The 10,805-nt window shown below is 58.0% G+C and carries 14 protein-coding genes; 6 read left to right on the top strand and 8 right to left on the bottom strand.

All coding sequences use genetic code 11. The features are described 5' to 3' along the window. The 4 genes from K8U03_14100 to K8U03_14085 all read right to left on the bottom strand — a co-directional run. On the bottom strand, positions 1 to 1,043 hold a 1,043-nt coding region (locus K8U03_14100), incomplete at its 3' end, for a class I SAM-dependent methyltransferase (protein MCE9606024.1). A gap of 163 nt (positions 1,044 to 1,206) precedes the next feature. Next, positions 1,207 to 1,641, bottom strand: coding sequence for a ferritin-like domain-containing protein (locus tag K8U03_14095; GenBank protein ID MCE9606023.1), 435 nt, complete (start codon positions 1,639 to 1,641; stop codon positions 1,207 to 1,209). Positions 1,642 to 1,833: 192 nt separating this feature from the next. Then, positions 1,834 to 2,031, bottom strand: coding sequence for a CsbD family protein (locus K8U03_14090; GenBank protein ID MCE9606022.1), 198 nt, complete (start codon positions 2,029 to 2,031; stop codon positions 1,834 to 1,836). A gap of 69 nt (positions 2,032 to 2,100) precedes the next feature. Next, the gene (locus K8U03_14085) at positions 2,101 to 2,448 is read right to left on the bottom strand and encodes a hypothetical protein (GenBank protein MCE9606021.1); all 348 of its coding nucleotides are present in this window, start codon (positions 2,446 to 2,448) and stop codon (positions 2,101 to 2,103) included. A gap of 275 nt (positions 2,449 to 2,723) precedes the next feature. On the opposite strand from K8U03_14085, the gene K8U03_14080 reads away from it, so the two are divergent. The 4 genes from K8U03_14080 to K8U03_14065 all read left to right on the top strand — a co-directional run bounded on the left by K8U03_14080 (position 2,724) and on the right by K8U03_14065 (position 4,825). Continuing rightward, positions 2,724 to 2,882 carry a DUF3309 domain-containing protein gene (locus K8U03_14080; GenBank protein ID MCE9606020.1) on the top strand — a complete coding sequence of 53 codons (159 nt, stop codon included), beginning with the start codon at positions 2,724 to 2,726 and terminating at the stop codon, positions 2,880 to 2,882. 352 nt (positions 2,883 to 3,234) lie between these two features. Beyond that, the gene (locus K8U03_14075) at positions 3,235 to 3,576 is read left to right on the top strand and encodes a hypothetical protein (protein MCE9606019.1); all 342 of its coding nucleotides are present in this window, start codon (positions 3,235 to 3,237) and stop codon (positions 3,574 to 3,576) included. Positions 3,577 to 3,723: 147 nt separating this feature from the next. Then, positions 3,724 to 4,263 (top strand): phage holin family protein, encoded by a 540-nt coding sequence (locus tag K8U03_14070; protein MCE9606018.1) that lies wholly within the window; start codon positions 3,724 to 3,726, stop codon positions 4,261 to 4,263. After that, positions 4,244 to 4,825, top strand: a complete 582-nt coding sequence (locus K8U03_14065; GenBank protein MCE9606017.1) for a hypothetical protein — start codon at positions 4,244 to 4,246, stop codon at positions 4,823 to 4,825. The genes K8U03_14070 and K8U03_14065 overlap by 20 nt, the downstream gene beginning before the upstream one ends. Positions 4,826 to 5,241: 416 nt before the next feature. Here the strand turns inward: K8U03_14065 and K8U03_14060 are convergent, their stop codons facing one another. After that, positions 5,242 to 5,406, bottom strand: coding sequence for a DUF1328 domain-containing protein (locus K8U03_14060; protein ID MCE9606016.1), 165 nt, complete (start codon positions 5,404 to 5,406; stop codon positions 5,242 to 5,244). Positions 5,407 to 5,704: 298 nt separating this feature from the next. Between K8U03_14060 and K8U03_14055 the strand changes: the two genes are divergently transcribed. After that, a complete protein-coding gene (locus K8U03_14055; GenBank protein MCE9606015.1) occupies positions 5,705 to 6,052 on the top strand; it encodes an Hpt domain-containing protein in 348 nt (115 codons plus the stop codon). A gap of 13 nt (positions 6,053 to 6,065) precedes the next feature. On the opposite strand, the gene K8U03_14050 is transcribed toward K8U03_14055, so the two are convergent. Both K8U03_14050 and K8U03_14045 read right to left on the bottom strand, forming a co-directional pair. Next, a complete protein-coding gene (locus K8U03_14050; GenBank protein MCE9606014.1) occupies positions 6,066 to 6,479 on the bottom strand; it encodes a response regulator in 414 nt (137 codons plus the stop codon). A gap of 58 nt (positions 6,480 to 6,537) precedes the next feature. After that, positions 6,538 to 8,007 carry a sigma-54 dependent transcriptional regulator gene (locus K8U03_14045; protein MCE9606013.1) on the bottom strand — a complete coding sequence of 490 codons (1,470 nt, stop codon included), beginning with the start codon at positions 8,005 to 8,007 and terminating at the stop codon, positions 6,538 to 6,540. A 488-nt stretch (positions 8,008 to 8,495) separates the two neighbouring features. On the opposite strand from K8U03_14045, the gene K8U03_14040 reads away from it, so the two are divergent. Continuing rightward, positions 8,496 to 9,332 (top strand): tetratricopeptide repeat protein, encoded by an 837-nt coding sequence (locus tag K8U03_14040; GenBank protein ID MCE9606012.1) that lies wholly within the window; start codon positions 8,496 to 8,498, stop codon positions 9,330 to 9,332. Positions 9,333 to 9,433: 101 nt separating this feature from the next. On the opposite strand, the gene K8U03_14035 is transcribed toward K8U03_14040, so the two are convergent. Beyond that, positions 9,434 to 10,639: an acetylxylan esterase gene (locus tag K8U03_14035; GenBank protein MCE9606011.1), complete on the bottom strand. Its 1,206-nt coding sequence runs from the start codon at positions 10,637 to 10,639 to the stop codon at positions 9,434 to 9,436. Between the last annotated feature and the right edge of the window lie 166 nt (positions 10,640 to 10,805).

Raw genomic sequence — 10,805 nt, 5'->3', positions numbered from 1 at the left:
TCGTCGAGCGCACGATCGGTTGGATGAAGGCCTTCCGACGGCTCGTTACCCGCTACGAGTTCTACGCCTTCCTCTTCCATAGCTTCGCCAAGCTCGCTTGCCTCATGATCGTCCTGAGGCGGTTTTGAAACTGCCTCTAGTTCGTTGATCAGCCCTTCTCGAAGATACTGCATCGAAGTCAAGGCGATGTATTCAACGGATTCATAGCCGATTTTCCTAGCCGTTGAAAAAAATTTCGATTGCAGGAAAAGATGCTTGTCGACCAAAACTTCCAAATCTTTTCGAGGACGTCTGTTGCGATACACAAGATCGTCGTAAAGGACATCAACTTCCTTGTACTTCTTGCCTAGCGACTTTTGCGCCAGGGAAAGTGCGGCCGCTCCGAGTCCGTACCCCATCGCAAACGGCTCTCCAAAGATGGCGATTCCGCCCGGATTCAATAGCGAATAGCAATGACTTAAAAACCCTTCGTAATCATCGAAATGGTGCAGAATAGAACTACCGATGATGACATCGAACGTATTTCGGTCGAACACCATTTGCGAAGCGTCTTGAGCCGACGCTTCGATTTTATTGGAGGACTTGATACTTTTGTCATATCGCGCCAGCAACTCCGGCCCATGGGGCGATATATCAAACGCGTGTAGTTTGCATCCCGTCACGCTTGGATGATGGGCGATTCCGGCAGCTACCCACCCGGCACCGCAAGCTGCATCGAGAATGGATAAATTTTCGACTCTCCCACCACGTAACGGAATGTGTTTTTGAATGATCTCCAAATAGCCTTGTACTCGTTCGACGCAGCCATCGAACACTTCTCCGACCTTTTCCGCATATCGATCGGCGATGTGCAAATGGCCTGCCTTATATATTTCATCGAAATAGGCGTTCTGATTAGATTCCACCTGATTAAATAAAAGCACGCCGTTCTCGGAAACGGCGTATTTATTTTTGCAGTGCTTACATGACGCGGTTCCGTTGCTGATATTCAGGGGATCGGAAATTCCGCACGGGCATCGATAGCGAAATAGGGATTCGGACATATCTTGAGATACTCCATTGGCTCGGCGAAACCGGATCTTGGTCTTTTTGCGACCGACACGAATCGGCAAGCATATCCCATCGAACGATTTCGGTGAAGTATCCTCGGATGCCGGATCGAATGTCAACGAATCGATGCATCCGACTATGCGACCCTACATGGCATCAAGTTCGGGGTACGTCGATCCCCAGTGCCGTCGCGAGCTCGATCTGGTGGTCTTGTTCGTCGACTAAGATGCGGCGAATGTGTTCGGCTATGGCGAACTCGCCCAACGCTTCGCATTGCTTCACGCGCGTGCGATAGTGTCCGATCGTTTCGGTTTCGTTATCCAGGTCGAAGCGTAATAGGTCGCGCGAGTCTTTCGAAGTCTTCACGGGCATCGGCACCACGGCCGGATCGCCACCGAGATAATCGATCTGCTTCGCGATAACGAGCGCGTGGCTGAGCTCTTCAGAAGCATGCTTTTCGAGCTCCTTCGCGATCGTCATGAACTCGGCCCCTTTGATCACCTGCGAGTAGGCGACATAAGCGATCACGGCTTGATACTCGCGCCGTAGGTCTTCGTTGAGCAACTCGATGAGTCGTTCGCGCGTAATCATGATCTCATCTGCCGGAGAATTCGCTGCGTCGTTCTTCTGGCCGGGGGGCAATTGTTTCGTAGCCATGTTCAAGTTCCCTTTTATATTGTGATTTCAAGATGCCGCTGAATTGCTCGCAATAAAACATCGCGAGCGCGATGATTCAGCTGTAGTCTGCTTCGCCGCCTTCTTAAATTCTCGCGGTGCGCGTATTTAGCAATCCGAGCAGAAGTCGTTCGCTTCTCGTTCGGCTTGCTCGCGCGTGTAGCCGTAACGCTCTTGCAACCTACCGACGAGTTGGTCTTTCTTTCCTTCGATCACTTTCACGTCATCGTCGGTGAACTTTCCCCAGCGTTCTTTCATCTTCCCTTTGAGTTGTTTCCAGTTGCCGGCAAGCTGGTCGGTATTCATAACGGCAATCCTGTTTTCATTTCAAAATATTCATGAGGCGACAAACCGACCGAAGTTCGCGCAGGCTGATTAATGAATCGCCGGGGGATCGCTCGCCGGAAACGATTCATAGCTCGCGATATCCACGGAGTCTTTCAGTGAGCTTGGCTGCAGTTCCCGAACTCGTGGCGCCTGCGACTGCGGTGCGATTTCCGGAGCGACAAACGATGGACTCGCCGTCCACGGCTTATCTTGCAACAGGGCTGCTGCGGCCGTGCCTAAGGCCAGCGTTCCCAAATTGCGGGCAATGCAGCCTCCGATTCCGCGGTGGCCCATTCCCAAGAGCGTGAGCGCACTACCCATGAAAAGCAGCGACCAATCTAAATTGTGCGAGTCGCAATGGCTCGCGTGCTGGTCTTGAAATGCACAGGCTGACATAGGAAGGCTCCTAAATAGTTATGAATGACGAGCGATTGTTTTGAATGTGAGGACGACTCGGCAAGACAATGGCAATCGACATACCGTTGGAAGCCAAACATGCGAATGGGCCGAGAAGCGCATCCCATCGGTGGCGCAAGATCGTTTGCGATGATCGCATATCGCGCAATCACGAGCGCTAGCTGGTTCGGCACCGAATGTGCATCTGTCTTTCTTCGTTACACAAACCAGCTGCACCTAAGCACGACCACTTCGAAAAGGAAAAAACACCCATGATCTCGCTATCAACGATCCTACTGATCATCCTGATTCTCATGCTCCTCGGCGCAGTTCCCACTTGGGGGCACAGCCGCAACTGGGGATATGGCCCAAGCGGCGGTATCGGTCTGATTTTGCTCGTCTTGATCTTGCTGATGGTCTTCGGCCGGATCTAAGCGGCGGGCCTCGGCTCCGCAGAACGACCTCGTATTGGCTCGTTCGGCCTTCGGGCCGGGCGAGCTTTTTTTGTTTCGTCATGCGCGAAATGCGTCCCGCTCATGAAAGCTGAACGGAATACGACCATCCATGCCGTGCCGGATGGTTCTAAAACGTGCATGCCGGCATCGAATACCGCGAATTCTTCCTGGTTCGTGGCCTGCGACGAAGGACAAAACCGTTTGGCACGGTAGATGCAATCCTTCCGTCCCGGCTCGCAGGGCCGATGAGCCGCAAAAGCTCACACCATGTCGCAAACGAATCCCGGGCCGCAACTACCGACTACGCCCTCTTTTTCTTTAGGAGTAAATCATGTCTTCCGTAAAACACGAAGCCAACAAGATGGAAGCGAACGTGCGTGACCGTGCCGCCAATGCGGCCGATGCGGCGAAAGGCTTCGGCAACGACGTCAAGCAAGCTGCCCAAGAACAATTCGAGCACCTTCGCGATTCGGCCCAAGACTACATCCAAGAAGGACGTAAGTTCGCCGACGAAGGGCGTCGCATGGCCGGCGAATACATGGACGAAGGCCGTAAGCGCGCGGTCGAACTCGAACACACGATCGAAAGCCAGATTCGTCGCCAGCCGTTGAAGTCGCTCCTAGCGGCCTCGGCAGCGGGCTTCTTGCTCGGCATGTTGTTCGTGCGGAAATAGAAATAGTCGTCCGGTTAGTAATCGCCGCGCGTTCGCAGCCCACGACCTCGGACTCCGCGCGGCATGAAATGCAAAAGGCCCGACTCGAAATGAGCGGGCCTTTTGCTTATCGTTAGGGTGCCACTCTTTCTTACGGACGCACCGCTCATGCTCGACCACTCGACGGAACCACGAAACCGAATCCCTCCCGAGATGCCGGGAGGAGCCGAGCGCAAGCCGTTCGGCGAAGCACCTCACGAGGCGCCACCGCACGGCACCGCATCATACGGAACCGCGGCGGAGTTGTTTGCGCCGCTCATGGCGCATTTCGAAGAGTTGCGCGAATACATTGCGTACTACTTCGCCGCGCAAACGGATCTCGTCCGCGCAAAAGTTCGCAAGCTCGTGCTCTACGCTTTGCTCGCCGTCGCCGGGGCGACGGCCTTGCTGACGACTCTCGTCGTGGCGGTCGTCATGGTGCTGATCGGCATCGCCGGCGGCCTTGGAGAATTAATCGCCCATCGACCGTGGGCCGGCTCGCTTGTTACCGGCGGTGTGCTGTTGGCGGTCGCTTTCGGAACCGTCCGACTAGTGCTTCCACAGTGGCTGCTGACCTCGCGCAGAAAGATAAAGGAAAAATATGATCGCCGACGCCAAACCCAACGAGCCCGTTTCGGACACGACGTCGATGAGGTACGAAAAAATTAGCGCCGCTAAGCCCGAGAAGCCTCACGTCGATACGGACCTGAGCGAAGAAGTGCTGCTGCGCCATCAGGCGGAAAGCGCCATGAGCGCGATCCACGACCTGCTCGGCAAAATTCAAGGCGACATGGCTCACGCCGCCGACCCGCGCGAATGGGCCGAGCGTTATCCCTGGGCCACGGTCGCCGTAGCGGCGGCGGCCGGCTTCGCCGCCGCCACGACGATCGCTTCGCGAAAGGCTGCGCCTCCCGCTTCCGCGGCTCCGCCGCCGTCGAACGGCGCTGCGCGATCCGAAGCCTACGTGCGCGGCGAACCTCGAACTCGGCCGGAACCGGAGCCGGCTCCGCCGCCGCAAGAATCCCATTGGACGCCGCTCGTCGAGATGGCGAAAGTCGCGGCGTCGAAGTACCTCATGTCGATCGCACAGACCGGCATTGCAGCGTTCGCCGCCAGCCGTGCCGCCGCGGCGGCAGCTCATGAAGACTCGCAATCGACCGATTCCCAAGCCGCTGCAAGCGATCGTCGTACTGCCGGCGACGGCGAAACTCCCGACGTCGTGCCGACGTAATCATTTTGAAGAGTTGGCACGAGACGTGCATTTAATAAGTACGTCAGTGTGAAAATACTTCTCTTTCAAGGTGATCAAAATGTCTCTTCATAAAGCTCCTCACGGGGATCGCTCGGGCAAGGCAGGTTGGGTCATGTTGTGGTTGCTCGGCGTACCGATTCCGGTGCTGTTGGTCCTCTTCATGATTCGTGGCTGTACTTAAGCTGCCGAACTGAAAACTCCCGATCGCTCCGAGCCGCTTGAGAGAACGGCTCGGGAGCGGTCGAGCAGAACGTTGAACCGCGAGCGACCCGCACGAATGTGAATTTGTGCGGGTCGCTTTTTATGCGCGGTTTGATCGGCGTGCGATCTAGCAACGAAAAAGGCCGGGAAGCTAAAGAGCTTCCCGGCCTTGGCTGCGATTTTGAATGTCTCGTCTAGACGACCGGTCGACGGCCGGCGATCAGGCTGATCACGAAGAACACCAGGAAGACGAGAAACAGAACCTTGGCGATCGAAGCGGCCGTACCGGCGACGACGCCGAAACCAAGGACGCCGGCAATGAGTGCGATGACCAAGAAGGTGAGGGCCCAGCTAAGCATGATCGTGTCTCCTATAAGAATTCGAAGCAAGATTGAATACGGGGTGTTGAAGCCACCGGTATACGGATAGCAAAACGCGCGCCACGAAGCTCGATAAACGAATTGCGGAAGACGGCATAAGAATCGCCCTGCTTCTTTACGGTTCCACGAAGCAACTCAGGCAAGCATGGTCGATAAACGCGCAGGTGGTCGATGCAGGCAAGTTTTGTCGAAGTCGACGTATTTACTCCCAGCAATCAAAAGTTACTATGGTGCTCTGATGACCGCCGCTTCATTCCGACCGAAAACGCGTCAATCTATGACAGCTACCGAAGTCTTCGATTACCCGGGCACATTAGAGCGGCTCGGCGGCGATGCCGGACTGTTCGCCGACTTAGTCCGCTTCTTCTTAGAAGACGCCGGTGAGATTCTGCAACGTGCGCACGATGCCGCGCAAGAAAAAGATGCCGTGAAGCTGTCGCGCGCCGCGCACAGCTTAAAAGGGCTCTGCTCGAACTTCGGCGGCCGTCAAGCCGTCGACTTGGCTTGGCGCATCGAACAACGCGCGATGGCCGCGGAGATCGACACCGCATCGCTTGCCGAACTCGACACCGCTATCGAACGGCTCAGCACGGCGCTCCGCAGACAACTCGAAGCCGGCGCCTAACGGGCACGTCGCTTCAACGCGTCCCTAGTTGCAATTCGAGCGTCGAGGTCAGCAGCCCGAAATCGATCGGCTTCGCCAGATACTCGGACATGCCGACTTCCAGACACCGCTCGCGTGTGCCGTCGACGAGGTGTGCCGTCAGCGCGATGATCGGCACTTGCGGACGATCTTGCATCGCGCGGATCGCGATGGTTGCCCCGAAGCCGTCGAGCCCGGGCATTTGCAGATCCATGAGCACGGCATCGAACGGGCGAGTCCGATAGAGCGCGACCGCTTCGTGTCCGTCCTGCGCCAGCTCGACCATGTACCCGCGCTTTTCCAGTAGCCTAGCCAGGATCTTTAAGCTCGCCGGCGTATCGTCGACGAGCAGCAGTCGCCGAGCGTTCGCTTCGCCCGAGGCGGCGTCGTTTTCGTGTCGCTGCTGCATAATGAAACTACATCGCGATCAAGAACCTTGTGCTGCGCATTCCCGGGCGGGATGCGAACTATTCCGCGTTCGTGGCGGCTTCCGGCTCTTCGTCGAGCGTCACCGTCGTACCGAGCGAAATACGCAACGTCCGGATCTTGTTGCGGAGCGTTCCGCGCGTGATGCCGAGCATCTTCGCGGCTTGCGATTGGTTTCCTTCGGTGTGTCGCAAGACCCGACTGATCACGTAACGCTCCATCATTTCCAACGTCTCGACGTAGATGTCTTGCGCGTTCTCGTTACGCAAGCGCGTGTTGAGAAACGCTTCGAGATCGCTGGCCGGGTCGTCGTTCGGGTCCAAAATCACCGGCTCGCCCGGATCGAACCGGACGCTGTCGGGCAGGAATTCCGGCAAGATCACGGAGCCGGTCGTCTGCAACAGCGATTGACGAATCACGGCTTCCAACTCGCGCACGTTGCCGGGCCAACCGTAATGCACGAGCAAGTCCAACGCTTCCGGCGAGATGCTATGCACGTTCTTGCCGAGCTCGCGGCTGAACTTCTGCAAGCAGTATTGCAACAACAGCAGGATGTCGTCGCCCCGTTCACGCAGCGGCGGAATCTTGATCGTGAAACCGTTGAGGCGGTAATACAAGTCTTCGCGGAACTTCCCTTGCGCCGCCATCTGCTTCAGATCGCGATTCGTCGCCGCGATGATCCGCACGTCGGTCTGAATGGTTTCGTGTCCGCCGACGCGCTCGAACCGCTGTTCCTGCAGGAGCCGTAGCACTTTGCTTTGCACGAGCGGCGACATATCTCCCACTTCGTCGAGGAAAATCGTGCCGCCTGATAGTTGTTCGAACTTGCCGATGCGGCGCTGATCGGCACCAGTGAACGAGCCTTTCTCGTGGCCGAACAATTCGCTTTCGAGCAGCGCATCGGGAATCGCCGCGCAGTTCACCGCCAGAAATTGCTTGTTGGCCCGATGGCTGTGGTGGTAGATCGCGCGCGAGATCAGCTCTTTGCCGGTGCCGCTTTCGCTGTTGATGAGCACCGTGACGTTTTGCGAAGCGACCCGACCGATCGCCTTGAACACTTCCTGCATCGCCGAACACCGGCCGATGATCTGGTCGTTGTTATCGAACCGCTGCACCCCGTCGCGCGGCAGCTCGACCGGCACCTTCATCAAGCGCCGAATCTCCAGTGCGCGGGTTACGAGGTCGCGCAGGTTCGGCAGATCAAGCGGCTTCAGCAGATAGTCGTACGCGCCAAGCTTCATCGCTTCGATCGCCGTGTCGCTCGTGCCGCTCGCGGTGATGAAGATCACGGGAAGCTTCGGATCGAGCGCCTGAAACTTCCGTGCCGCTTCGAGCCCGGAAATGTCGGGCAGCATGATATCGAGCAAGACGACGTCGGCACCTTTACGCACGATGTCGAGCCCTTCGGCCACGTCGCGGGCGGTGACCACCGTAACGGGGGAATCCTTGAACGCATGGGTAATCAAATGCAGAACGGAACGATCGTCATCGATAGCCAGCAGCGTAGGCATGTATTCCTCAGTAGTTTCACGAAGACGACCAGTTGAGTCCGAACTCGACCGATATCGCTCCGTCGGATCATTTTACTACCCGGGCGGAACAAGGCTATGGGCACCATCGACGAAATTGCATTCGTTGCCTAATTGCGGAAAAAGCGATGGAAAACCGCTTCTTCGCCCCGGCATAGTCGTCACGCATTCCACCACCGTCGCACGAATCGACGTCGGGATATTTCCGACATCGGGCCGTGGGGCGCGACCTGGAAACTGGTGGGTCGCCGCGTCGTCGATACGTTCGCAGCGTCGATCGGCAACCGCCGGCACCGCCGGCGCCCGGAAAAACGAATCCCCTCTTCGGCGAAAGTTCCTAACCGTTACGACCGATAATAGTTGCCACGGGGAGGCCGCAAACTCAACTCAGAGCGCGCAGCCGAACCTGAAAGAGCCATTCCCACGAAAGAATTACCGGGCTAACGCTCGGCGCTCGCGCTACGCACCTCATGAAGATTCGCTTCTACTACTTACGGTCCCTCGTCGCTCTGCTTCTATGCGGAGTCTGCGCGGGCTGCACCACCGAGCGGTTTGCGCTTCCGCGCTTAAGCCGCAAGCCGGTGCAAGTGGAAGAGCCGATGGCGACGGCAACCGACCAAGCACCCGCCGAGACGAATGAGCGCGCACGTTCGCCGGCCGAAGCGTGCCGAGCCTGCCTCACGACGGCGCGCGAGATGGAAGCGCACGGCAAAGACACCGCCGCGATCGAGCAGTATGAGCGCGCTCGCAAGTTCGTGCCACAACAGTCGGGCATCGCGCCGCGTTTGGCCGTGCTCCATGCGCGTGCCGGTGAGCACGAACTCGCTGCTACCGAATTTCGAGCGGCGCTCAAGGAAGACTCGACGAATGCCGATCTTTGGAACGACTTCGCTTACTTTCAATTTCAACGCGCCGAATTCGTCGATGCCGAGCTCTCAGCCCGCAAGGCGCTCGTGATCGATCCGGATCATAAGCGCGGCTGGGTGACGTTGGGGCTGATCGAAGCAGAGCAAGAAAAGTATGACGAGGCGTTCGCTTCGTTTACGAAAGCGGTCAGCCCGGCCGCTGCACACAACAACCTCGGCATCATTCTGTCTAGGCAAGGGAAAAGCGAACTCGCCGACAAGGAACTCGCCGAAGCCCGCCGCCTCGACCCAACCTTAAAACAACCGACACTAAAACAACCGACACTAAAGCAGCCGACACTAAAACAACCGACCTCGAAGCAACCGGCCGCCGAGCCGCAAGCTTCGGAACAAGACAACGCCGCGCGACGCTCGTCGCCGGCCTCGATCAAGCCCTCGTAGCCGAGTCGCTTCACCGTTTATAGCGAGCCGGGGGGCACGCACCGGGGCGGTGTCTTAAGAGACACCGCCCCGGATTTTTTTTTGCGCGAACGCCCGTTCATTTACTTCTCGATCACGACGTGCGGCGTGCTCACCAGCGCTCCCCGTTCGTCGGTCACCGTGAGATACGCGACGATCGGACGCGCATGCGGCACGACGGCGCGCACCGTCCCCCGATCGAGCACCGCTGGTATCGATTTCCATTCGCGCTTCTGCCACGTTCCCGTCGCGACCGCGTAGTGCAACTCGCCCGTTTTAATCGGGGTCGACGAACCGTACTTCGCCGAAGCATTCCCTTCGACGACTTCCAGCGGGCCGATCTTCGCCAGCGGCTTCGCTTGCTTAAGAATGCTATCGACGAACAAGCTGATCTCCGCCGGGGCCCAACCTTGCGGATGGCCGTGCGGCATCCGGACCCGAATGCAAAGCGAGACCGGGCCTGTCGGTAACTCGTACGACTTTTTGTAACTGCCGAGCGGATACGCAAAGTCGTTCGTGCCGTTGACGAACAGCATCGGGCAGGTCGCGCCGGCGAGATAGCGCGACGGATCGAACATGTCGACCCAACGCTTCTTCAACTCGGGCGACATCTTCGCGAAGCGGGGCAGCCACACGCTATCTTCATCTAAAAATCCGCAACCGTAGACCGGCACGGAGACCTTCAGCCGATCGTCGATCCCGGTGACGATGCAGGTGAGATAGCCTCCCCAAGAGATGCCGGTGATGCCGATCCGGCTCGGATCGACTTCCGCCTGCGCGGCTAAGAACGAGTGCCCACGCACGACCGCCGCGACCGCGTGATAGGTCCACATATCGCCGACCGTGGCGGCGGTGAACTCGCCGAACTTGCCGACATCGGACTGGTCGGGCCCGCCGTCGACGAGCCGTTTGCCGTCGGGTCCGTTGCCAGCGGTGTCCATCGCGAGCGCCACGTAGCCGCGCTTGGCCCACAGCTCGGCCCATTCTCGAAACGCTTTTCCTCCTCCGCCATGAACACAGAGCATCGCTGGGAACGGCCCTGTCCCTTCCGGCAGGCCGAGATATGCAAACACGCGCGTCGGCTTCCCTTGATACGGCACGCTCTCGTAAAAGACTTCCGTCACCAAGCCCGACTTCGCGCCGAAGACATGCTTCGTCGGCTTCTTCAGCGCCGCCATGTCCCAAGGGCCGAGATTGCGCGACGTCGCGACAGCAGGCTCGGCACCTTGCAACGGTGCCACGCAAATCGCAAAGACCGACCAAACCAACACGAACAACGAACGCAACATAATTTTCATCTCACTTGAAGTCATCGAGGCGCCAACATCTCCGAGGCGAGCGGGGTGCCGTCAGGCCCCCGTTTCCGCAAGCACGATTCTGTCGCACATACACGCATCCAAACTCAAATAACATTTCGCGCTTCCAACGGCCGGTTCACACCGGCCGCTCGCCTCG

This window comes from Planctomycetia bacterium (genome assembly GCA_021413845.1).
Taxonomy (GTDB): Bacteria; Planctomycetota; Planctomycetia; order Pirellulales; family PNKZ01; genus PNKZ01.
This window is presented reverse-complemented; position numbering and strand designations above follow the sequence as displayed.